At 45.4% G+C, this 24,714-nt stretch carries 20 protein-coding genes; 15 read left to right on the top strand and 5 right to left on the bottom strand.

All coding sequences use genetic code 11. The annotated features are described in order from the left end of the window. Positions 1-78: 78 nt before the first annotated feature. The 4 genes from AY605_RS11230 to AY605_RS11220 all read right to left on the bottom strand — a co-directional run bounded on the left by AY605_RS11230 (position 79) and on the right by AY605_RS11220 (position 5,497). The gene (locus AY605_RS11230; protein WP_064096469.1) at positions 79-750 is read right to left on the bottom strand and encodes a hypothetical protein; all 672 of its coding nucleotides are present in this window, start codon (positions 748-750) and stop codon (positions 79-81) included. Positions 751-977: 227 nt separating this feature from the next. Then, positions 978-2,261, bottom strand: a complete 1,284-nt coding sequence (locus AY605_RS11225; RefSeq protein ID WP_064096468.1) for a ribonucleotide-diphosphate reductase subunit beta — start codon at positions 2,259-2,261, stop codon at positions 978-980. 140 nt (positions 2,262-2,401) lie between these two features. After that, complete coding sequence (locus AY605_RS15340; protein ID WP_004645881.1) at positions 2,402-2,530, bottom strand: hypothetical protein; 129 nt, start codon at positions 2,528-2,530, stop codon at positions 2,402-2,404. 129 nt (positions 2,531-2,659) lie between these two features. After that, positions 2,660-5,497, bottom strand: a complete 2,838-nt coding sequence (locus tag AY605_RS11220) for a ribonucleoside-diphosphate reductase subunit alpha (protein WP_064096467.1) — start codon at positions 5,495-5,497, stop codon at positions 2,660-2,662. A 567-nt stretch (positions 5,498-6,064) separates the two neighbouring features. Here AY605_RS11220 and bfmR point away from each other — a divergent pair. Further along, complete coding sequence (gene bfmR / locus AY605_RS11215; protein ID WP_004280782.1) at positions 6,065-6,781, top strand: response regulator transcription factor BfmR; 717 nt, start codon at positions 6,065-6,067, stop codon at positions 6,779-6,781. A gap of 42 nt (positions 6,782-6,823) precedes the next feature. Then, on the top strand, positions 6,824-8,497 hold the full coding sequence (gene bfmS, locus AY605_RS11210) for a sensor histidine kinase BfmS (protein WP_064096466.1): 1,674 nt from the start codon (positions 6,824-6,826) through the stop codon (positions 8,495-8,497). Positions 8,498-8,563: 66 nt separating this feature from the next. Here bfmS and AY605_RS11205 read toward each other — a convergent pair whose 3' ends face one another. After that, positions 8,564-8,920 (bottom strand): hypothetical protein, encoded by a 357-nt coding sequence (locus tag AY605_RS11205; RefSeq protein WP_064096465.1) that lies wholly within the window; start codon positions 8,918-8,920, stop codon positions 8,564-8,566. A 571-nt stretch (positions 8,921-9,491) separates the two neighbouring features. Between AY605_RS11205 and AY605_RS11200 the strand changes: the two genes are divergently transcribed. From AY605_RS11200 to nuoN, 13 genes are all read left to right on the top strand, one after another. Then, the gene (locus tag AY605_RS11200) at positions 9,492-10,037 is read left to right on the top strand and encodes an NADH-quinone oxidoreductase subunit A (RefSeq protein ID WP_064096464.1); all 546 of its coding nucleotides are present in this window, start codon (positions 9,492-9,494) and stop codon (positions 10,035-10,037) included. 6 nt (positions 10,038-10,043) lie between these two features. After that, positions 10,044-10,724, top strand: a complete 681-nt coding sequence (locus tag AY605_RS11195) for a NuoB/complex I 20 kDa subunit family protein (protein ID WP_064096463.1) — start codon at positions 10,044-10,046, stop codon at positions 10,722-10,724. A 91-nt stretch (positions 10,725-10,815) separates the two neighbouring features. Further along, a complete protein-coding gene (gene nuoC, locus AY605_RS11190) occupies positions 10,816-12,603 on the top strand; it encodes an NADH-quinone oxidoreductase subunit C/D (protein ID WP_064096462.1) in 1,788 nt (595 codons plus the stop codon). A 14-nt stretch (positions 12,604-12,617) separates the two neighbouring features. Next, positions 12,618-13,127, top strand: coding sequence for an NADH-quinone oxidoreductase subunit NuoE (nuoE, locus tag AY605_RS11185; RefSeq protein ID WP_004280775.1), 510 nt, complete (start codon positions 12,618-12,620; stop codon positions 13,125-13,127). Then, positions 13,124-14,455, top strand: coding sequence for an NADH-quinone oxidoreductase subunit NuoF (gene nuoF, locus AY605_RS11180; RefSeq protein ID WP_064096461.1), 1,332 nt, complete (start codon positions 13,124-13,126; stop codon positions 14,453-14,455). The genes nuoE and nuoF overlap by 4 nt, the downstream gene beginning before the upstream one ends. 11 nt (positions 14,456-14,466) lie before the next feature. Beyond that, positions 14,467-17,145, top strand: a complete 2,679-nt coding sequence (gene nuoG, locus AY605_RS11175; protein ID WP_064096460.1) for an NADH-quinone oxidoreductase subunit NuoG — start codon at positions 14,467-14,469, stop codon at positions 17,143-17,145. 3 nt (positions 17,146-17,148) lie between these two features. After that, positions 17,149-18,156, top strand: coding sequence for an NADH-quinone oxidoreductase subunit NuoH (gene nuoH / locus AY605_RS11170; protein WP_064096459.1), 1,008 nt, complete (start codon positions 17,149-17,151; stop codon positions 18,154-18,156). A gap of 16 nt (positions 18,157-18,172) precedes the next feature. Beyond that, entirely contained in the window at positions 18,173-18,715 is a 543-nt protein-coding gene (gene nuoI / locus AY605_RS11165) for an NADH-quinone oxidoreductase subunit NuoI (RefSeq protein ID WP_064096458.1), read from the top strand. After that, a complete protein-coding gene (gene nuoJ / locus AY605_RS11160; protein WP_171254965.1) occupies positions 18,715-19,233 on the top strand; it encodes an NADH-quinone oxidoreductase subunit J in 519 nt (172 codons plus the stop codon). Before nuoI ends, nuoJ begins: the two co-directional genes overlap by 1 nt. Then, positions 19,233-19,541 carry an NADH-quinone oxidoreductase subunit NuoK gene (gene nuoK / locus AY605_RS11155; RefSeq protein WP_004280769.1) on the top strand — a complete coding sequence of 103 codons (309 nt, stop codon included), beginning with the start codon at positions 19,233-19,235 and terminating at the stop codon, positions 19,539-19,541. Before nuoJ ends, nuoK begins: the two co-directional genes overlap by 1 nt. Next, positions 19,538-21,433, top strand: coding sequence for an NADH-quinone oxidoreductase subunit L (gene nuoL, locus AY605_RS11150; protein ID WP_064096456.1), 1,896 nt, complete (start codon positions 19,538-19,540; stop codon positions 21,431-21,433). Before nuoK ends, nuoL begins: the two co-directional genes overlap by 4 nt. A gap of 1 nt (position 21,434) precedes the next feature. Then, positions 21,435-23,048 (top strand): NADH-quinone oxidoreductase subunit M, encoded by a 1,614-nt coding sequence (gene nuoM / locus AY605_RS11145; protein ID WP_064096455.1) that lies wholly within the window; start codon positions 21,435-21,437, stop codon positions 23,046-23,048. A gap of 3 nt (positions 23,049-23,051) precedes the next feature. Next, the gene (gene nuoN / locus AY605_RS11140; protein WP_064096454.1) at positions 23,052-24,596 is read left to right on the top strand and encodes an NADH-quinone oxidoreductase subunit NuoN; all 1,545 of its coding nucleotides are present in this window, start codon (positions 23,052-23,054) and stop codon (positions 24,594-24,596) included. Positions 24,597-24,714 lie beyond the last annotated feature (118 nt).

The raw sequence follows: 24,714 nt of genomic DNA, 5'->3' as shown, positions 1-24,714 counted from the left end.
ATATCGTTTGCTACTGCTCATAAACACCTCGTTAATTAGCCATTTTATCTAACTAAAGAGTGTCTACAAAATCGGTGGCTATTCAAACTTTAATTTAAGTTCTTTAAGCTTTTCAATATATTTTATTCCAGTGAATAATCCAACTATGCAATACAATAAGAATAATAATGAGACAGCTTTTTGAGCTAGTTGGTCTGAACTAGACAATATACTAAACTTATCAAAAAGAACGCTTTCTGGAAAAAATATAAATAGTGTTAGAAAAGCCCATAGGAAAATAAAAAGTGTATTAGCAATTAGCTCTCTAGGTTGAACAGTTACTATTCGCTTTAGTCGGGAGCGAGGTAATGTTTTTTGATCTACAGAATAAAAGAGTTGTTGTAGTATGCTTTTTTCTATAGCTTCGATTTCAATCTCTTTATTATTGCCTTCAATTTCTAAATGATCTTTGAATGTTGCTAGCGATATATTTAAGTATTTCCATTGTGGATTATTTTTTTGGAAAGTTTGTAACACGCTACTCTTGCCTGAACCATATGGGCCAGTTACAGCAATGTTGTTGGTTTTCTTCTGTGATAATGCAAATCTTAGCATATCAGAATAAGCATTATCTTCATCTGCATTAGTAATTGGTGTCAATGATAAATATTGATGGGTAGAGAATATTTGAGGAGCTGAATAAATTTCTTGAATTTTGGCATAAGTTATTTTTATTTCATTCCAAATTTTTTGAAGTTTATCTTTTGACATCTAAATATTCTCTTGCCTAATTTCTACTGAATTATGTATGTATTTTAGTTTTTTCGTTGCTTTAATATCTATTATATAAAGATTTAACTAAAGACTAGATCATACTTCTTTAAAAAAACCGCCATTCATGGCGGTTTTTTTATCAATGACAACTTATGTGTCGCGCAATGACATTTTATGTGTCGCAAATGACATTTTATGTGTCGCGTGACGCGTGACGCTAAACCTTACCAGCTTAACGCACCGCCAGTTTGGTAATCTGTTACACGCGTCTCGAAGAAATTCTTCTCTTTACGCAAGTCCATCATCTCTGACATCCACTGGAATGGGTTATTCACACCAGCAAACTGTTCAGGTAAGCCTAACTGCGCCAGACGACGGTTGGCAATGAACTTCAGGTATTCTTCCATCATGCCAGCATTCATGCCCAATACACCGCGTGGCATGGTGTCACGTGCATATTCGATTTCCAGCATCGTACCTTCAAGAATCATCTGGATAATTTCTTCCTGGAATTCAGTCGTCCATAAACCTGGGTTTTCGATCTTGATCTGGTTGATCATATCGATACCGAAGTTCAGGTGCATTGACTCGTCACGCAGGATGTACTGGAATTGCTCGGCAACACCATTCATCTTGTTACGACGGCCCATCGACAGGATCTGGCTGAAACCGCAGTAGAAGAAGATACCTTCAAGTACACAGTAGAACGCGATCAGGTTGCGAAGCAGGATCTGGTCGTTTTCAGGTGTACCGGTTTTGAAAGTAGGATCACTTAAAGACTGGGTATATTTCAGGCCCCATGCCGCTTTACGTGCCACTGACGGTACTTCGCGGTACATGTTGAAGACTTCGCCTTCATCCATGCCTAGCGACTCGATACAGTACTGGTAAGCGTGTGTGTGAATCGCTTCTTCAAATGCCTGACGCAAGATGTACTGACGGCATTCAGGGTTGGTAATGTGACGGTAAATCGCCAGTACCAGATTGTTTGCAACCAGTGAATCGGCAGTCGAGAAGAAACCGAGTGAACGCATCACGATGGTACGTTCATCTTCAGTCAAGCCATTTTCAGACTTCCACAGCGCGATGTCGTGGTTCATGTTGACTTCTTGTGGCATCCAGTGGTTTGCACATCCGTCCAGATACTTCTGCCAAGCCCATTCGTATTTGAACGGTACAAGCTGGTTCAAGTCTGCACGACAGTTGATCATCGCCTTATCATCAACCTGAACACGTTGTGCACCCATTTCAAGCTCTTCAAGGCCTGGAGCAACATCAAGTTGATCTAGGGAAGCAGATGCTCTTGCCAGCGAATCGGTTGGATTTGATCCTCGGTTTTGAGTGGCTCTAAGGGGTTGTGCAGCTGCCACATCCGGCGATGCGTTGCCTGCATCAGATACCATCTGTGAATTAGTCGCTTTTTGCGGCTCGACGGGCGCAGGCTGCTGTTCAGGTGCAGCCGGTTTTTGCGAATCATCTTCGAAATCGTCCCAACTTAGGATAGACATATCAATTCTCTCTACGTTGCTTTATATCTTTTATGAGACATTCAGCTTGGCTGAGATGTCTTACTATACGCTTAATTTGTGTAAGCAAAATTAAGTTTTGTCGATGAGTGTTATGAATTTATACATAAGCACAATCCCCACTACTTATTTTGCTTACGCTGCTGGCGAACTTTGAACCAGAAATAAGCAATCGGTAAATAAAAGGTAATACCAAAGGAAATCAGCAATGCCGCAAGTCCTAACATGTAGTTATGAGTCATATGAGGCATTGAGGTTTCCTTTGTTTGTTATTTTAATCTCCCTAAATCCCTCTTTTAAAAAGAGGGACTTTCACATGTCAGATGACTGAGCTGTGATCCCCCTCCTTTTAGGAGGGGTTAGGGGAGGTCAAGCGAAGCTTATTGACAAGCTTCACAATCAGGATTGTCAATTGAACATGCCATTGGCACTGGAGCTGCTTGCGCAAAACCTTCTTCCTCTACAGAAGCCTCAGGTTTTTGTGCTTCAACGACAGGAGCTGCTGCTACAACAGGAGCCGCAACAGTTGCAGGTTTAACTGCATTCAATGCGCCAGTGTTGATTGTAGATTTCTCAGCAGAAGTCGCACCCAATGCACGAAGGTAATAAGTCGTTTTAAGACCACGTAACCATGCCATCTTGTAAGTGATGTCCAGTTTCTTACCGTTTGCACCAGCGATGTAAAGGTTAAGAGACTGCGCTTGGTCGATCCATTTTTGACGACGTGATGCAGCATCCACGATCCAGCGAGTTTCAACTTCAAACGCAGTCGCGAAGATGGCTTTAAGCTCTTCAGGAATACGGGAAATCTTTTGCACAGAACCTTCGAAGTGTTTCAGGTCGTTGACCATTACCGCATCCCAAAGACCACGTTCTTTCAACGCACGTACCAGGTACGGGTTAATCACGGTGAATTCACCAGACAGGTTTGATTTCACATACAGGTTCTGGAAGGTTGGCTCAATAGATTGAGACACGCCACAAATGTTTGAAATCGTAGCAGTCGGAGCAATTGCCATCACATTCGAGTTACGCATACCGTCTTTTTGAACTTTGGCACGTAAAGTGTCCCAGTCCAGACGTTGAGTGCGGTCGACTTCGAACATGCGTTCAGGACGAGTTTTCGCAACCAGATCAAGCGAGTCGATTGGCAGGATACCTTGATCCCACAATGAACCCTTGAATGTTTCGTATGTACCACGTTCAACAGCCAAATCGCTTGAGGTTGAAATCGCGTAGTACGAAATCACTTCCATCGATTCATCAGCAAACTCAACCGCAGCATCAGAACCATAAGCCAGGTTCATTTCGTATAACGCATCCTGGAAGCCCATGATACCCATACCGACTGGACGGTGTTTCAGGTTCGAGTTGCGCGCTTGTGGAACAGCGTAGTAGTTGATGTCGATCACGTTGTCGAGCATACGAACAGCAGTTTTAACTGTACGTGCCAGTTTTTCACGATCAAGAACACCACCTTGAACGTGTTGTACCAGATTGATCGAACCCAGGTTACATACTGCGATTTCTTCTTTGCTGGTGTTCAGCGTGATTTCTGTACACAGGTTAGAAGAGTGAACCACGCCTACGTGTTGTTGTGGTGAACGCAGGTTACATACGTCTTTGAATGTGATCCAAGGATGACCAGTTTCAAACAACATAGACAGCATTTTGCGCCACAAATCTTTTGCACGGATTTTCTTGTGCAACATGTTTGTTTCTTTGGCAATCGCTTCGTAGTGTGCATAACGCTCAGCGAATTCAGCACCAGTCAAATCATGCAGATCAGGCGTTTCAGAAGGCGTGAATAAAGTCCATTCCGCATCTTCGAATACACGTTGCATGAACAGGTCAGGAACCCAGTTCGCAGTGTTCATGTCATGGGTACGACGACGGTCATCACCGGTGTTCTTACGCAGTTCAAGGAATTCTTCGATGTCCAGGTGCCAGGTTTCCAGGTATGCACATACTGCACCTTTACGCTTGCCACCCTGGTTAACCGCAACAGCTGTATCGTTCGCTACTTTCAGGAACGGAACAACACCTTGAGACTTGCCGTTAGTACCTTTGATGTATGAGTTCAAGGCACGAACTGGTGTCCAGTCATTACCTAAACCGCCTGCCCATTTAGACAGCATTGCGTTATCACGCATCGCGCCATAAATGTCATACAGATCATCATCAATCGTGGTCAAATAACAGCTAGACAATTGTGGACGTAACGTACCTGAGTTAAACAGGGTAGGCGTCGAAGCCATGTAGTCGAAGCTAGACAACAGGTTATAGAATTCGATTGCACGTTCTTCACGGTTTTCTTCATTGAGCGACAAGCCCATAGAAACACGCATAAAGAACAATTGCGGAAGTTCGAAACGTACGCCATCTGAATGGATGAAGTAGCGGTCAAATAAGGTTTGCAGACCTAAGTAGGTGAACTGGTTAGAGCGTTCCGGTTGAATCGCAGCAGCCAGTTTGGCCAGGTCAAAGTTCAGCAATTCTGGAGAAAGCAACTCAAGCTCGATCCCTTTTTTCAGGAAAGTTTCAAGCGCATCGCCTTCATTGGTGTCTGTCGGAAGACCCAAAAACTCTAAACCGGTGGCTACTAGGTCATCACGCAACAGACGTGCAGTCACATAAGTATAGTTTGGTTCCTGTTCGATCCGGGTACGGGTCGCCATCATCATGGTGGTAGAGATATCAGACTCTTTTACACCGTTGTAGAGGTTTTTCACGGTCTCATCGATGATCGCCTGAACATCAATTCCTTCCAGACCTTGAGCAGCTTTTTCTATAGTCGCAGTCAACTCGCTGAGATCTAATGGTTTTAATTTTCCTTCAGCATCAGTGATTTGTAGCGTCGGGTGATGATTCGCACCTAACTGTTTACGCGCTTCAGAACGTTGTTCACGGTAAATGACATATGAGCGTGCAACTTTCTGTTCGCCCGTACGCATTAGCGCAAGTTCAACTTGGTCTTGAATTTCTTCAATATGAATCGTTCCGCCAGAAGGTAAACGACGTTTAAAGGTATTTAATACCATTTCCGTCAGTTGCTCGATACGATCATGAATTCGGCTCGAGTCAGCGCTTTGTTGGCCTTCAACCGCCAAAAATGCTTTACCAATTGCGACAGAAATTTTTTCTGCATCAAAAGCGGCAACATCACCGGTGCGTTTAATCACCTGAAGTTGACCAGGAGTTGAAGTGATTACGCTCATGTTAGCATAGCTCCATTGTCATCTATTTTTATGTTTATGGACCGTTTGAACCGGGCAAAATTCGTGCCACAGTATTTGAGGAATAAACACAAGACCTAGTGGTTTTAAAATTAATTGAACACAAGATACGGGAAAATTTAGGGTAGATCAATATTGACATTCAGCTAAATATTTTTCTTTAGTTGTGCTTTAATCATTGCAAAAATATCGCTATTTTTATTGATTTTTGTATAAGCCTTATCAGGCAAGGCATAGCATAACAAAGTCCAAAGAAAGTGCTTATAGATAACATTGTGGATAACTAAAAAGCGCTCAATCAAGCAGTCATATTTTGTTCATGTAATAGTTGTGTAAGCCCCAATTCAGATCTAAGCCACTGTTTCAAGCACAACTGCCCAAAAAATGCACGATAAAATATTACAAAATGCTATCTTGATGTATCAGTTTGGTGAACGCCATCTTGTTTACAATGTAAACGTGTGTATATTGCAAGCATATTAAAAACGTATCTATTGGATTTCAAAAGGATACGCCTATAGCGTAGATCCACCATATAAGGGGCAATACATGAGCCAAGAAGAAAAGTTACCCAAGATTTTAATTGTTGAAGATGACGAGCGTCTTGCCCGTTTAACGCAAGAATACCTCATCCGTAACGGACTTGAGGTGGGGGTAGAGCCGGATGGCAACCGTGCCATTCGTCGGATTATTGCTGAACAGCCAGATATGGTGGTGCTGGATGTGATGTTGCCAGGTGCGGATGGCTTGACCATTTGCCGTGAAGTACGTCCACATTATCATCAACCGATTTTGATGTTGACGGCACGTACTGAAGACATGGATCAGGTTCTGGGCCTGGAGATGGGTGCAGATGACTACGTTGCTAAACCGGTTCAGCCGCGTGTATTGCTGGCGCGTATCCGCGCATTGCTGCGTCGTACGGACAAGGTGCCTGAAGATGAAGTGGCACAGCGTATCGAATTTGATGATCTGGTGATCGACAATGGCGGGCGTTCGGTAACCCTAAATGGCGATCTGGTTGATTTTACCAGCGCAGAATATGACCTGTTGTGGTTGCTCGCATCGAATGCGGGTCGTATCCTTTCCCGCGAAGATATTTTCGAACGTTTGCGCGGTATTGAATATGACGGTCAAGACCGTTCAATCGATGTACGTATTTCGCGTATCCGTCCAAAAATTGGTGACGATCCAGAAAATCCGAAGCGTATTAAAACAGTACGTAGTAAAGGTTATCTTTTCGTTAAAGAGACTAATGGACTTTAAGCAAATGTGGTTTTTTGCTTGAACAAGCAGGATAAATTATAGGTGTTTAAACACAGTATATTTTTGCGTATCTATGCAGGACTCGTCATCCTTGTCGTCTTGGTGGCGGTGTTCGGCTATTTGTTGGTACAGATTATCAACTATCAGCGTGCGCAAGAATATCGCGAATCCCTGACTGATGGCATGGCATATATCATCAGTGAGGGAGTTGCGCGCCAGCCAAATCTCCAGCAGAAGATGGATTGGATTTCTGATGCCTCCGATCTTCTGGAGTTACCCATTCATTATGTAGATGCCAGCAAGGTAGATATTACCCGTGCTGAAGCGAGACGTATTGCTGATCGAAAGGCTGTAGTGCGCTGGGATGCTGAGTCCGGTATCGCTTATATTGTGGTGGGACTGCGTGATGATCCGGATCATTACCTTTATATAAAGGCTGACAACATCACTGAACGCCAGATGAAGGCCTTGGCGGTCTTTATTCTGGATTATCTGGTTTATTATCCGGGTCAGGAAAAAGAATACCTTGCGCGTATTCAGGATTATTTCTCCTATCCGGTTTCCATTGAAAATGTTCAATCTCTGCCTTTGGACTCCGAGCAGATCGGACGTTTGCGTCTGGATCACAGTATTATTTTATACCGCGATAATGCTTCTATTCGTGGTACGACCATTTCAATTATTTCGCCAATTCCAGGCTCGACCTCCCAGGTCTTGGTCATGGGGCCAGTACCGTTATTTAACTGGATGCCATTCCAGTTGGCGACCGGTATTACCTTATTAAGCCTGTTTGTACTGAGTTTGGGTGTTTATGGCCTTCTGGTTCCGATGCAGCGTAAGCTGCGTGAAGTGAGCTATGCCTTAAACAAGATGAAGACGGGGAATATGTCATTGCGTCTTCCGGTGGATGGTAGTGATGAGATGTCTACACTGGCTTCCAGTTATAACAATATGTCAGACCATATCCAGCGCTTGATCGAAGCGCAGCGGGAGTTGATGCGTGCGGTTTCGCATGAATTGCGTACACCGGTGGCACGGATCCGTTTTGGTGTGGAAATGATGGCAGATGAAGATGACTACGAGTATCGTCTGCAACAGGTTGAGCAGATTGATAAGGATATTGAAGCGCTGAATACCTTGATTGATGAGATCATGACCTATGCCAAACTGGAACAGGGTATGCCATCGATTGAGTTTGAGCAGATTGATCTGTATGACGTGCTGAATCAGGTGATGGTGGAAACCCAAGCACTGAAAACCCATAAAATTATTGAATTACACCCAATGCCTGTGGCTGTGGTAGTCGAGGCGGAGCGTCGTTATCTGCATCGCGTGATTCAGAATCTGGTAGGGAATGCCATCCGTTATTGTGATAATAAGGTATTAATCAGCGGTGGTCTGGATCAGGACGGCCAAGCCTATGTGTGTGTGGAAGATGATGGTCCCGGAATTCCGGAAGTAGATCGTGCCCGTATTTTTGAAGCCTTCGCCCGTTTGGATGATAGCCGCACCCGAGCTTCAGGTGGTTATGGCTTGGGTCTATCCATTGTCAGCCGGATTGCCTACTGGTTTGGTGGTTCCATTCAGGTGGATCAAAGTCCAACCTTGGGCGGTGCGCGTTTTATCATGACCTGGCCGGCACAGCGTTATGTGAAAAAGAATAAACGCAAGTTGCTGGAAAAAAAGACTGAGGAAAGCAGTGATCATTCAGTTTAATACGATGTAAATAATGTATTGCCCATAAAAAACGATGCTGATGCATCGTTTTTTATAAGTAGTAATTTACTCTTGGATGGTGGCATCTGGTTCAATGAGTGGCTTTCCATCTCTTAAGCTTTGTAATGCTTCAGGGTTGCAATCGATCAGCAGTTGGGCATTTTTCACATCGACGTTATAGTGCTGAATCAATTTCTGGTCGCCTGATAGGGTTTCGACTTTATATTCATCAGCGATATTCATAATCCCATCCAGATTGACGCTGACAGACGCAAAATCATCCTGAAATAGTGCATTAATCTCATTTAATTCAAAAACAAGCTGGCTGGTGTTCTGGTTTTTCTGGACGTAATTTTGGATATGTCGAACGATTAATTGAGCATATAAAAAATAATTTGGTTTATGGGCATAATGCAGAGACATGCAGGGACTCCTTTATTGTTACTTTATAAAGTCATTGGGAACTAAGAAATACAAATAACATATTCTGAATCAGTCTGTTGAGTGTGTTGCAAAAAGACACAAATGCTTGTTTAACATTACGATAGAGCAGATGAACGTTAAATAGATGTTAAACCTGCATATTCAGCTAAAGAGCCTGTAAGAGAGTTAAAGCTTGGTCGGGATTTTGGAACCCTGTAATAAGTTTTAATCAGATTGGACTTGGATTTGGTTGATAAAAGGACTATATCTAAACAAATGGCTAGGAGTGCTGCAAATCGGAATGCGAGTGGTTTTGCATCCCCTTTTATAGAAAAATAAATAAAAATTTAAAATTTTATTCAATAAAACGATAAAAGCGGGTTCTGGGTGATGAAAGTGAAATTAAATGCTGAAATGCTTAAAAAATCATCCCAAAGACTAAGGCTTATAAACTAGCAAGTGAAATCATAAATCAGGTACAATTGGCGGGATTAATTTTGTGTATGGTGTATTTGAAGGCCAATACATACATTCTTTGTTAACAAATAGGCCTGCCAGGAGTTATCCCCGCATGAGTGCTATTACTCCATACGAATGGGCAATTATTGCCTTCGTGATCGGCGTTACATTTTTATGCGTCTTTATGCTGACTGTCCCGTTACTCCTTGGGGGTAAATCATGGGGCCGTGCCAAGCAGGAGCAGTTTGAGTCAGGTGTAGTTAGTGCAGGTGGAGCTCGTATCCGCTTGTCTGCAAAATTCTATTTAGTTGCAATATTCTTCGTAGTGTTTGATTTGGAAGCACTTTATCTATATGCATGGGCAGTTTCTGTTCGTGAAGTGGGTTGGATTGGTTTTGCAACTGCAGCTATCTTTATTTTAGTTTTACTTGTTGGTTTGATTTACGAATTATCGACAGGCGCACTCAATTGGGCACCTTCGGACAGACGTAAGGCAGCAGGAATTAAAGCTAAGATTGGTTCGCCAAATATGGATCTTGCAGAAATTACGCGTTTCAACTCGGTTGAAGAATTGGTGATGGATCCTACGGGTCAAATCCCGGCTCAATCATCTGGTTTTGTGAAAAAATCACAAGCTCAATTATCTGATAAGGAGTAATACGGGATGAAATATACATTAACCCGTGCGAATCCGAATGCTGATCAATATCCACTTCAGGAACGCATTGTTGTAGAAGATCCGTTGCTAGAAGAAGAAGTGAATAAAAATGTATTCATGACTCGCTTAGAGGATGTAGTACATACAGCAGTCAACTGGGGGCGTAAAAACTCAGTTTGGCCATTTAACTTTGGTACATCTTGCTGCTACGTAGAGTATGCGACGACTTTAACAGGCGTACATGACCTGTCACGTTTCGGTGCAGAGGTTATTCGTGCTTCACCGCGTCAGGCCGATTTGATGATCGTTGCCGGTACCTGCTTCGTAAAAATGGCACCAGTAATTCAACGTTTGTATGAACAAATGCTTGAGCCGAAATGGGTTATTTCTATGGGTGCATGTGCCAACTCAGGTGGTATGTACGACATCTATTCGGTTGTACAAGGTGTGGATAAAATCATCCCTGTGGATGTGTATGTTCCAGGCTGCCCACCACGTCCTGAAGCTTTAATTCAGGCATTGATGCTGTTGCAAGACCAGATTCAACTAGAGCGACGTCCGCTTTCTGCGGTAATCGGTGATGATCTTAAGCCAGTGTATAAGCCAAAGATGATGCCGGAACGTGACCGTAAGAAAGACCAGCGTGTTGCTGTGAAAAACTTACGCTCTATGGATGAAATTAAATAATTTAAACGACAGGTTTTTTTGTTGTGCACCCGCTATGGGTGTAGTTGTCGTTTAGGTTGACTGAATTTGTATTAAATAGGAAGCCAAGCCAATGGCTGAAACTGACATTGCTATGCCAGAATCAACGCCTGTTGATTCACGCCCAGCATTTGCGATCATTGAAGAGCTCAAAACCAAATTTGGTGAGAACTTCTTTGTGCAAACGACTTTCGAGGATTTTCCGACAGTCTGGGTTGAGCGCGCACGTGTACAAGAAGTTTTAATGTTCTTGCGTACAGTGTCACGTCCTTACGTGATGTTGTTCGACCTGTCAGCGGTAGATGAGCGTCTGCGTACGCACCGCGACGGTTTACCTGCGTCTGACTTCACCGTGTTCTATCACCTGTTGTCGCTCGAGCGTAATACTGACATTCGTATTAAAGTTGCCTTAGCAGAAAGCGATTTGAATCTTCCAACGGCAACCAATATCTGGCCAAATGCCAACTGGTACGAACGTGAAGCTTACGATATGTTCGGGATCAATTTCGAAGGGCATCCAATGCTCCGTCGTATCTTGTTGCCAACCTATTGGGAAGGTCATCCGCTACGTAAAGAATATTCTGCGCGTGCGACTGAATATACGCCGTATCTGCAAGATAAAGCCAAACAGGACTACGAACAGGAACATCTTCGTTTCGTTCCTGAAGATTGGGGTATGAAGCGCGGCAATGCTGACGAAGACTTCATGTTCCTGAACCTGGGTCCGAACCATCCATCTGCGCATGGTGCTTTCCGTGTGATCTTGCAGCTGGACGGTGAAGAAGTTAAAGACTGTGTGCCTGACATCGGTTATCACCACCGTGGTGTGGAAAAGATGGCTGAACGTCAAACCTGGCATTCATTCATTCCATATACAGACCGTGTCGACTACCTCGGTGGCTGTGCACAGAACATGCCTTATGTGATGGGCGTGGAACAAATGGCGGGTATTACTGTACCTGACCGTGCCCAGTGTATCCGTGTCATGTTGTCGGAGTTGTTCCGTATCAATAACCACTTGCTGTTTATTGGTACCGCGATTCAGGATGCCGGCGGTATGACGCCAGTGTTCTACATGTTCGCCGACCGTCAGAAAGTCTACGATATCGTAGAAGCGATTACGGGTTATCGTATGCACCCGGCATGGTTCCGTATTGGCGGTACTGCCCACGACCTGCCAAATGGTTGGGACAAGCTGGTTCGAGATTTACTTGACTGGATGCCAAAACGTATGAATGAATACTACAAGGCTGCTTTACGCAACTCGGTATTTATGGGGCGTACCCAGGGTGTGGCGCAATACGATGCGAAATCGGCATTGGCTTGGGGTGTAACGGGTACAGGTCTGCGTGCTACAGGTATTGATTTCGACGTTCGTAAATACCGTCCATATAGCGGCTATGAAAACTACGACTTCGAAGTGCCTTTAGAGTACGAAGGCGATGCCTATGCACGTGTTATGGTGCATTTCCGTGAAATCGAAGAATCACTGAAAATTGTCAAGCAATGCTTAGACAACATGCCGTCTGGTGCATATAAAGCAGACCATCCACTGGCTGTTCCACCACCAAAAGACAAGACATTACAAGATATTGAAACCTTGATTACGCACTTCCTGAGCGTGTCTTGGGGTCCTGTAATGCCGGCAGGTGAAGCATCTGTGATGGCAGAAGTGGTAAAAGGCGCGTCGAACTACTACTTGACTTCAGACAAGTCAACCATGAGTTACCGTACCCGTATCCGTACACCAACCTTCACGCATTTACAGCAAATGCCTTCTGTGATTAACGGCAGCCTAATGTCTGACTTAATCATTTATTTAGCGACCATTGACGTCGTAATGGCTGACGTGGATCGCTAAGGGGTAAACGCATTATGATGATTTTGACTGATAAAAAGCCACGTGTGAATGTTGAAGGAATTTTGACTGCGGACGAAATTCACGATATTGAACATCACATGGGGCACTATCCATACCCACGTGCAGCGTGTCTGGATGCGCTGAAGTGTGTACAACGCCGTAATGGCTGGGTAGATGATGCGCAAATGAATGCCATCGCACAAATGCTGAGCATGAGCGTTGCAGATCTGGAAGGTGTAGCGACGTTCTATAACCGTATTTACCGTCAGCCGGTCGGTCGTCACGTAATTTTGTTATGTGACTCGATTGCGTGTTTCCTGATGGGTGCGGAAACTTTGGCAGAAGCATTCCAGCGCGAATTAGGCATTCAGTTTGGTCAAACGACTGCAGATGGTCGTTTCACTTTGTTGCCAATTTGTTGTCTGGGCAACTGTGACAAAGGTCCAACCTTAATGATTGATGAAGACACGCACGGTCTGGTTGAAGTGACTTCGGTGAAACAGCTGTTGGAGAAGTATGTATGAATACTGAACCAAAACCAATTTATGGTGACGGTAACCCGGAAACTCATCCGCTTACCTGGCGTTTAAGCAAGCAGGCCAACGTTCGTAATGCTGATGATTACGAAGCGCTGGAAGGTTATGCAGGCTTTAAAAAAGCCCTGTCTATGTCGCCTAAAGATGTATTGGAAGTGGTTAAGGCAGCGACTGTAAAAGGTCGTGGTGGTGCAGGCTTCCCGGCAGGCATCAAATGGTCATTGATGGCGCCAAATGACAACTCGGGTCCACGTTACCTGATTTGTAATGCCGATGAGATGGAACCAGGTACCTTCAAAGACCGTTTGCTGATGGAAGATCTTCCTCATCAATTGATCGAAGGTATGCTGATTGCAGGCTATACGCTGGAAGCGACCCATGGTTATATCTTTATCCGTGGCGAGTACATCGAAGCTGCAAAATACTTAAATGAAGCACTTGAGCAAGTTCGTGCCAAAGGCTACTTAGGGGACAACATCCTCGGTACTGGCTGGAACTTCGAGTTGCATGTGCATACCGGTGCGGGCCGTTATATCTGTGGTGAAGAAACTGCATTGATTAACTCGCTTGAGGGCCGCCGTGCCAACCCGCGTACTAAACCGCCATTTCCACAGGTTGCAGGTGCTTGGGGTCGTCCTACGATTGTCAACAACGTAGAGACCTACAATAACTTGCCAGCTATTATGCTGCGCGGTCCTGAATGGTATATCAACCTGTCTGCGGGTAAGTCGAAAGATCCGGGCACCAAGATTTATGGTGCATCAGGTAAGGTGAAATTCCCGGGTTTATGGGAACTGCCATTTGGTACAACAGCGCGTGAAGTGATTGAAGAACACGCTGGTGGTATGCGCGACGGTTTGAAACTGAAAGCATGGTTACCAGGCGGTGCATCAACTGACTTCCTGGCTGCCGAGCATATTGATCTTCCTATGGATGCGGAAAGCATCATGAAAGCAGGTTCACGTTTAGGTACCTGTCTGCTCATGGTGGTTGATGAAACCCAGTGTATGGTTTCAGCGACACGTAACCTCGAAGAATTCTTTGCACGTGAATCATGTGGTTTCTGTACACCTTGTCGTGATGGCTTGCCTTGGGCTGTGAAAGCACTAAAAGCACTCGAAGATGGCACAGGTAAGAAAGAAGATATCGATCACTTACAAGAACTGACTCGTAAGCTTTGGATTGGTAAAACTTTCTGTGCGCATGCTCCTGGTGCAATGGAGCCGCTTATGGGTGCACTCAAACATTTCCGTGGTGAATTTGAAGCGAAGGTCATCAATGCCGCCGCTCAAGTTAGCTCCGTAGAACAAGCTTAAGGAATTCGACTATGGCTACAATTCATGTCGATGGCAAATCGTATGAAGTCAACGGCTCGGAAAACTTGCTACAAGCATGTTTGAGTCTTGGCATTGATATCCCATACTTTTGTTGGCATCCATCCTTAGGTTCTGTCGGCTCTTGCCGTCAATGTGCCGTGACCCAGTACGCGAATCCAGAAGATACGCGTGGTCGTTTGGTCATGTCATGTATGACACCTGCAGCAGACAATACCTACATCTCGATTGAAGACAAAGAAGCCAAGGATTTCCGCGCTTCGATTGTTGAATTCTTGATGACCAACCACCCGCACGACTGTCCCGTCTGTGAAGAGGGTGGTCACTGTCATTTACAAGATATGACTGTAATGACACAGCATGACCGTCGTCGCTACCGTTTCACCAAACGTACGCATTACAACCAGGAACTTGGTTCGTTTATTGCGCACGAGATGAACCGTTGTATTGCATGCTACCGTTGTGTGCGTTACTACAAAGACTACGCAGGTGGTACCGACTTTGGCGTGTATGCCAACGCATCACGCGTGTACTTCGGTCGTCCAGAATCAGGCACCTTAGAGTCTGAATTCTCGGGTAACCTGACTGAAGTGTGTCCGACTGGTGTATTCACAGATAAGACTCACTCTGAACGCTACAACCGTAAGTGGGACATGCAGTATGCACCAAGCGTATGCCAGGGCTGTTCTTCAGGCTGTAACATCTCTCCGGGTGAACGTTATGGCGAACTTCGTCGTGTAGAAAACCGTTTTAACGGTGAAGTGAACCAATACTTCCTATGCGACAAAGGCCGTTTCGGTACTGGTTATGTGAACCGTGCAGACCGTCCACGTCAGCCACAATTCCGTAATGGTGCTACTGTTGAAACTGTTTCAGTTGATGCAGCACTCGATACGGTTATTGCAAATATCCAAGGCAAAAAAGTACTGGGTATTGGTTCGCCGCGAGCGTCTCTTGAATCGAACTACGCACTTCTTGAGCTGGTTGGTCAAGATCGCTTCTCAACCGGTCTGTCTCAAAAAGAGCACAACCTGGTTGAACTGGCTGCTTCTATCATGCAAACCGAGGGTGTATACAACCCTAACATGCGTGAAATTGAGAGCTATGATGCGGTACTGATTCTGGGTGAAGACCTGACTCAAACTGCACCTCGTATGGCTTTATCTGTTCGCCAGGCTGCGAAAAATAAAGGCAAAGAGATGGCAGCAGAGCGCCGTACCCAAGAATGGTTAGCTGAACCGGTACAACGTATTGCGCAAGATGCCAAATCTCCGATTTACATTCTGGCTGCGACTCAAACCCGTTTGTCTGATGTTGCTGAAGGGGAAGTGGTTGCGTCTCCAAACGACATCGCGCGTTTAGGTTTTGCGATTGCGGCAGGCGTGAAAGGTGAGAGCATTCTTGGTTTAGACGATGACGCGAAAGCATTTGCACAAACGATTGCAGACACTTTAAAAGCTGCCAAGAAACCACTGATCATTTCGGGTACAAGCCTGCAAGATCCTGCCATTATGGAAGCTGCGGCACAAGTTGCACAGAATCTGGGTAATGCCGGTTTGACCTTGACGGTTCCTGAAGTGAACTCGATGGGTATGGCAATCTTTGGTGGTCAAAGCCTGGAGCAAGCATTTGCACAAGATTACGATACTGTCATCGTAGTTGAAAATGACCTTTACCGTCGTCTTCCTGCTGCACAGGTCGATGCTGCACTTGCAGGTAAAGAAGTGATCGTACTGGATCACTCTGAAACTGAAACAGTGAAAAAAGCCGACATTGTGCTTTCTGCTGCAAGCTTCGCGGAAGGTGATGGTACGGTTGTATCGCAAGAAGGCCGTGCACAACGTTTCTACCAAGTGTATGACCCAAGCTACTACAATCCTGAGCTGGCGATTAAAGAATCTTGGCGCTGGTTACACGCTCTGGAAACAGGCGTGAAAGGCAAAGCGATTTCTTGGACTTTGCTGGATGACGTGATCGAGTCAGTGGCAAAAAACATTCCAGCGCTGGAAGGCATTCTGGATGTTGCACCTGATGCGGGCTTCCGTGTACATGGTCTGAAAGTGGCACGTGAACCACGTCGTTACTCAGGCCGTACTTCGATGCGTGCGCCATTGTCTGTCCACGAGCCGAAACAGCCAACCGATATCGATTCTGCATTAACATTCTCTATGGAAGGTTATGTGGGTAATGAAACACCATCTCCACTGATTCCATTTGCCTGGTCTGCAGGCTGGAACTCTCCACAAGCTTGGAACAAGTACCAGAATGAAGTGGGTGGTCACTTGAAAGGTGGTGATTCAGGTGTTCGTCTATTCGACCGTTTACCAAAACGTCCAGCGCGCAGTTTTGTTGCACCGGCACCTGTTTTGGTGAATGCTGAGAGCTTCCGTTTGGTACCAATGCACCATATCTTTGGTTCAGGTGAATTCACCGTAAAAACACCAGCGATGGAAACCCGTATTCCTGAACCGGTATTTGCAGTAGGTGAACAGGATGCTGCTCGCTTGAATGTTCAAGATGGTCAGCGGATTACAGTTAAAGCAGGTGAAACGTCGATTGTTCTTCCTGTACAAGTAATCGAATACTTACCAACAGGTTATATTGGTTACCCAATCGGTCTTGCACCGACGGTATCTCTTGCAGAGCCTGTTTCAGTCGCGGTAGGAGCGTAATTCATGGAACAAGAATTAATCCGTCAAACGCCGCTGTGGGCTGAAAACTGGCCAATCGCCTATTCAGTCATTCAAGCGATCGTGATCTTGCTGGTTGTGGTACTGATCGCTGCGTTGATGTCTTTTATTGAACGTCGTTTACTCGGCTTGTGGCAAGACCGTTACGGTCCGAACCGTGTTGGTCCGGGCGGTATGTTCCAGATTGTTGCCGACATGCTGAAAATCATGTTCAAGGAAGACTGGACCCCCAAATTTGCTGACAAATTGACTTTCCGGATGGCGCCAGCAGTTGCGATGGCAACTGCGGTGCTGTCGTTCATGGTTATTCCTGTTTCACCGTATTTGGGTGTTGCAGACATGAACATCGGCCTGTTGTTCTTTATGGCAATGGCAGGGATTGCAGTCTATGCAGTCCTGTTCGGTGGCTGGTCATCCAACAACAAATATGCCTTACTGGGCGGTTTGCGTTCTGCAGCTCAAACTATTTCGTACGAAGTGTTCCTAGGTATCTCACTCATGGGTGTGGTGGCAATTGCCGGCTCATTCAACATGCGTGAAATCGTTGAAGCACAAAAAGACGTCTGGTTTGTGATTCCTCAGTTCCTTGGCTTCCTGATTTTTGTGGTTGCGGGTGTGGCGGTAACGCATCGTCATCCATTTGACCAACCAGAAGCGGAACAGGAACTGGCGGAAGGTTACCATGTCGAATATGGCGGTATGAAATGGGGGATGTTCTTCGTTGCGGAATACGTTAACGTGGTACTGATCTCTGCATTGATCGTGACTCTATTCTTTGGTGGCTGGCTTGCGCCATTCAACCTTGATATTCCGTTCCTTCCAGCAGCATTCTGGTTCATTATCAAAACAGCTTTCTTTGTAATGATGTTTGTACTGGCGCGTGGTTCATTAATGCGTCCACGTTATGACCAGGTAATGAACTTTGGTTGGAAAATTTGCTTGCCATTAGCTCTAGTTAACCTGTTGGTAACTGGCGCGGTTATCTTGTGGTAAGGGCAGGGAGAACAAAATGTTTAAATTTCTAGCCGGGTTTGGATCGATTGTTCGTTCGCTTTGGATGGTGTTCAGCCATGCAACGCGTAAACGTGACACTATTCTTTACCCAGAAGTACCAGCCGAAGAAATCGTGCCACCACGTTTTCGTGGTCGTATCGTATTGACACGCGACCCTGATGGCGAAGAACGCTGCGTGGCATGTAACCTGTGTGCGGTTGCCTGTCCGGTAGGCTGTATTTCATTACAAAAAGCAGAACGTGAAGACGGTCGTTGGTATCCGGAATTTTTCCGTATCAACTTCTCGCGCTGTATTTTCTGCGGTATGTGTGAAGAAGCGTGTCCAACCACTGCAATTCAAATGACGCCTGACTTCGAGCTTGGCGAATATGTTCGTCAGGACTTGGTTTATGAAAAAGAACACCTGCTGATTTCTGGTCCTGGTAAATATCCTGACTATAACTTCTACCGTGTAGCCGGTATGGCAATTGCAGGCAAGGACAAAGGTCAGGCACAGCGTGAAAGTGCACCTGTTGATGTACGGAGTCTATTACCATGATGTGGCCATTTTATTTAATGGCCCTTGTGGCCATTGTCTCTACGGTTCGCGTGGTCACTAACGCGAATCCGGTACATGCTTTATTAAGCCTGATCGTATCCCTGCTTGCAGTCGCAGGCATGTTCCTGATTGTCGGTGCGCCTTTTGCGGGTGCACTGGAAGTCATCGTTTATGCGGGCGCGATCATGGTATTGTTCGTATTCGTCGTAATGATGCTGAACCTGGGTGAGCAGACTGTTGAACAAGAACGTAAATGGTTGACTTCATCAGCCTGGGCTTATCCTGCGTTGATGAGCTTCCTGATCGGTCTGGTGCTGGTGTGGGTATTAAGTTCTGACTACACGCAAGCTTCACTGGTGATGGGTACAGAAATGGTGGGCCCGAAAGCAGTGGGTCAAGCACTCTTTACGCAGTACTTGTTGTTGGTTGAAGTTGCCGCGATGTTATTGCTTGCTGCATTAGTAGCTGCATTCCATTTAGGTAAACGTGAACCAGATGCAGAAGAGGAAAAAGAATAATGGGCAACATCCCTTTAGAGCATGGTTTGATCGTTGCATCTATTCTCTTTGCACTGGGTTTTTACGGTGTAATGGTGCGACGCAACCTACTATTTATTTTAATGAGCCTTGAAATCATGATGAATGCTGCTGCTCTGGCGTTCGTCTTGGCAGGCAGTGCATGGGCACAGCCAGACGGTCAGATCATGTTTATCCTGATTTTGACACTTGCTGCGGCAGAGGCTTGTATTGGTCTTGCGATCGTCCTTCAGTTCTATCATCGCTTCCATCACCTGGATGTGGATGCTGCTAGTGAGATGCGCGGATGAGTTATTTATATCTAACAATTTTATTTCCGCTCATTGGTTTTGTCCTGTTAGCGGCGGGGCGCAACAAGCTTCCGGAATCTGTTGCAGCCATTATTGGTGTTGGTGCCGTCGGTTTATCTGCGCTGTTCGCATTGATTGCAGGTATGGACTTTGTTAACAATGGTTCAACTGCAGTAGTACAACATCTCTGGACCTGGTTCAGTGTTGGTGGTTTTGCACCGGGCATCAGCTTGCAACTGGATGGTCTATCTTTATTGATGCTGGGTATGGTGACAGGTGTGGGTTTCTTGATTCACATCTTTGCATCATGGTACATGCGCGGTGAAGAAGACTTTGCACGTTTCTTCTCTTACTTCAACCTGTTCGTTGCTAGCATGTTGTTGCTGGTATTGGGTGACAACCTGGCGTTGTTATTCCTGGGTTGGGAAGGCGTAGGTCTGTGTTCATACCTGCTGATCGGTTATTATTACCAGAACCCGGCAAACGGTCTGGCGGCAATCAAGGCATTTACCGTGACCCGTATCGGTGACGTATTCCTGCTGATTGCCATGTTCCTGATCTTCCAACAATTTGGTACCTTGAACATTCAGTACATCGTTGAAAATGCAGCGACTGTAATGACCCAAAGTTCATCTTTGACCATCTGGACAGCATTGTTATTGTTCTTGGGTGCGGCGGGTAAATCTGCACAGATCCCGTTACAAACATGGTTAGCCGATGCGATGGCAGGTCCGACACCTGTTTCTGCATTGATCCATGCTGCGACCATGGTAACCGCAGGTGTTTACCTGTGCTGCCGTATGTTCGCAGTATTTGAACTTGCACCAGAAGTGATGGTATTTATTTCGATCACAGGTGCGGTGACATTGCTTGTAGCTGGTTTTGCTGCACTGGTTCAAACCGACATCAAACGTATTCTGGCTTACTCAACTATGAGTCAGCTGGGTTATATGTTTATGGCTGTAGGTGCTGAAGCGTATCAGGCAGGCCTATTCCACATGCTGACACACGCATTCTTCAAGGCACTCTTGTTCTTGTCGTCTGGTGCGGTGATTCTGGCTTACCATCACGAACAAAACATCTTCAAGATGGGCGGTCTGTTCTACAAGAACAAATTCCTGTTTGCATGTTTCGCGATTGGTGGCGGTGCATTGGCAGCGATCCCATTCCTGACCATTGGTTTCTTCTCAAAAGACGCGATTCTTGCTGCAGTCTGGACGCAAAGTCATGTTGCCGGTTTGCCGGTATATAACACGCTGTACTGGGTTGGTGTTGCAGGTGCATTCTTAACGTCTATTTATACATTCCGCTTAATCTGGGTTGTATTCTTCGGCAAAGAAAACACGCCTTATCACGAAATCAAAGGTGCAACATACTGGGCGCCATTGGCGATTCTTGCTGTACTTTCTACAGGTCTTGCGATCGTTCTGAAAGCACCGGTAATGAGCATTCTTGATGCTGCACGCATTCCAGCCTTTATTATTCCTGAAGCGCTTGAAGCAGGTGCACATGGTGCTGAATACATCGCAATCGCTGTTGCTTTGACAGGACTGGTAGTCGGTGTAGTACTGTTCGCTTTTGCTTACAGTGCAGTAAAACGTTTTGCAGCTACTTCTGTGGGTGCTGGTCTGGTCAATATCTGCCGTAATGCATTAGGTTTCGATACGCTTTATGACATCATTTTCGTGAAGCCATACTTATTGTTCGCGAAGATCTTTGGTCGTGATCCGATTGATGGCCTGTGGCTGGTACTTCCTGCACTTGTTAAAGGTGGTAACAGCTTTACAAGTTCACGTCAAACCGGTTTAGTGCGTGAATATGCATCTAGTATGGGGCTCGGTGTCGTTGTCCTACTGATGATCTTGATCGTGATTCAGGTTGTGGGGAAATAAAATGGAAGCTCCAAACAATATTATTTTGCCGGCTCTGATCCTCATTCCGTTCATTGCAGGTTTCATATGCTGGTTGGTCGATAAACTCGACCAGCACTTGCCGCGTTATATCGCGTTGATCGGTATGCTGGTGACGTTGGTCTTGACTATCGTCCTTTGGCAGACTGGTACTTATAACTATGAATTAGGCGGTGCTACACCTTCGTGGGCTGCCGAATTCAAACTGCCTTGGATTCAAACTCTGGGCATTAACATTCACCTTGCAGTGGATGGTTTATCACTTCTTATGGTTGGTTTGACTGCACTTCTAGGTGTTTTGGCAGTCGGCTGTTCATGGGGTGAGATTCAAAAGAATGTGGGTTTCTTCCACCTCAACCTGTTATGGTCTTTGGGTGGTGTAATTGGTGTATTCCTCGCGATTGACCTGTTCCTGTTCTTCTTCTTCTGGGAGATGATGCTGGTGCCAATCTACTTCCTGATTGCCCTTTGGGGTCATAAAGGGGCAGCAGGCAAGTCACGCGTATATGCAGCAACCAAGTTCTTCATCTACACGCAGGTCGCAGGTCTGGTGATGCTGATTGGTATCCTGGGTCTGGTCACAGTAGGCTACACCCTGACTGGCGAAATCCGTTTCGACTACAACTATTTATTAGGTGTGGCGAATACGCTTGATGCTCAGGCTCCAGCAGTTGCTTATGCATTCATGATCTGTTTATTCATCGGTTTTGCGGTAAAACTTCCAGTTTTCCCATTACACGGCTGGTTGCCAGATGCACATGCACAAGCACCAACAGCGGGTTCTGTCGATCTTGCAGGTATCTTGATTAAGACAGCTGCATACGGCCTGCTTCGTTTTGTGATTCCATTCTTCCCGGCAGCATCTGCACAGTTTGCAGACTTCGCGATCATCCTGGGTTTAATTGGTATCTTCTACGGTGCTTGGTGTGCTTTCCAGCAAACAGACATGAAACGCCTGTTGGCTTATACCTCTATTTCACACATGGGCTTTGTTTTACTTGCGATTTACGCAGGTAACATCCTGACCTTCCAGGGTCTGATGATCATGATGTTGGCACATGGTATTTCATCTGCTGCACTGTTCATTATGTGTGGTCAGGTATACGAGCGTGTGCATACGCGTGATATGCGTTTGATGGGTGGTATGCGTGGTCAGTTCCCGTATCTTGCATTCTTCCTGATGTTCTTCGTTGCGGCATTGGTGGGTATTCCAGGTCTAGGTAACTTCATTGGCGAGTTCCTGATCCTAATGGGTGCTTATGCACAATTCCCGGCGTTTACCATTCTTGCTGCGATCAGCTTGGTGTTTGCGGGTCTGTACGGTTTGATCCTGATTCACAAAGCCCTGTTTGGTGTACCAAGTGAAGCACAAAAGCAGCACTATACAAATCCGTTAAAAGATCTAAATGCACGTGAAACTGTATTATTGCTGATCTGTGCGTTTGGTCTACTTTGGCTTGGTCTATATCCACAAAGCTTCCTTGATATTTCAAACTCAAGCATGGCGTGGTTAGCGAATAGCTACATTCCAGTTCAAGAAGTGGTTGAAGTTACTAATCAAGTAACGACTCAACTTGAAAATGTGGAGATCCAATAAGCCATGAACTTCACAATGTCTTTTTCTGAGCTTATGCCTCTAGCACCTGTGATGATCGTGTCGTTAACTGCGATCGTCGTGATGTTGCTGACCGCAATCAAGCGTAACCATAATCTGGTGGCTACAACCACAGTGATTGGTTTAAACCTTGCTGCGATTTATATCATTTTCGTTTTGTTGGCGGGCGTATTTGCACCTGCCAATGTGATGAATCTGTTCCTCGTAGATCCGTTTACGATGCTGTACCAGTTTGTGATCCTGATTGCTGCACTTGCATGTAGCACTCTGTCACATGCCTACATCGAAACTTATAAAGATAACCGTGAAGAGCTGTATATCTTGATGCTGATATCCGTTGCGGGTGCCATGCTGATGGTAGCAAGCTCGCACTACGCATCATTCTTTATCAGCCTTGAATTGATGTCGATTCCTGTATACGGCTTGTTGGCATATACACATCAACGTTCTCAATCGCTTGAAGCAGGTGTGAAATATCTGGTGCTTTCAGCAACGGCATCTGCAATGCTGTTGATGGGTATGGCCTATGTTTATGCTTATACCGGCAGCTTAAGTTTCGTTGCAGAACCGGGCAAGCTGTTTACGGCATTCAGCCAACCGGCTGTCGTGATTGGTCTGGCATTAATTGTATTTGCTGTGGCATTTAAATTATCGCTGGCACCATTCCACAAATGGACACCAGACGTATACGCGGGTGCGCCAGCGCCAATCGCGACTTTCCTTGCGACAGTAGCGAAAGTGGCAATGATTGGTCTGTTTGTTCGTTATGCATTGTCTTCAGGCCTAATCCTGGCGGACAGCTTCGTCACTATTATTTCGATTATTGCGGTTCTGTCTATCCTTGCAGGTAACTTGCTGGCGGTTCGTCAGGTGAACTTGAAACGTATCCTGGCATACTCTTCAATTGCACACTTTGGTTATTTGCTGGTTGCCATCGTTACTTCGCGTAATACCGATTTCTTGCAGGTTCAAGGTTTTGCGACTTTTGAAAGTGTAAACGTCTACGTAATTACTTATGTATTAACCACGATCGGTGCGTTCGGTGTCGTGACTCTGATGTCTAGTCCGTATAACAATACGGATGAAGCGGGTAGTCTGGCTGAATACCGTGGTCTGTTCTGGCGCCGTCCGGTATTGACTGCTGTATTAACCGTCATGATGTTGTCTCTTGCAGGTATTCCTTTAACTGCCGGTTTTATCGGTAAATTCCTGGTGATTAAAACTGCAGTTGCAGGCGAAGCATGGTTCCTGAGTGCAATGGTTATCCTGGGCTCTGGTATCGGTTTGTATTATTATCTGCGTGTAATGGTTGTACTTTATATGACACCGCCTGAAACACCACGTCTAGATGCGGTGAATCATTGGGGTCAAAAAGTTGGCGGTATTATGGTGCTTCTTGCTGCGCTTGCGGTACTTGTGATTGGTGTCTACCCAGATCCAGTGATTGCAGTATCTAAGTATGCGTTCTTTGCAATGTCACCTGAATTACAGCAGTTCATTTTTACTCTGGTACAAAGTGGTTTTAACTAATATCTGCAAAGATTAATGTTATTACAAAAAAAGCCTCCATGATTGGGGGCTTTTTTATTTATACAAACGAATAAATGCCTTTATAATAGCGGAAATTTATCTTTAACCTTTTAGGTGT

This window comes from Acinetobacter sp. SFD, from assembly GCF_001647575.1.
Lineage (GTDB): Bacteria > Pseudomonadota > Gammaproteobacteria > Pseudomonadales > Moraxellaceae > Acinetobacter > Acinetobacter pecorum.
This window is presented reverse-complemented; position numbering and strand designations above follow the sequence as displayed.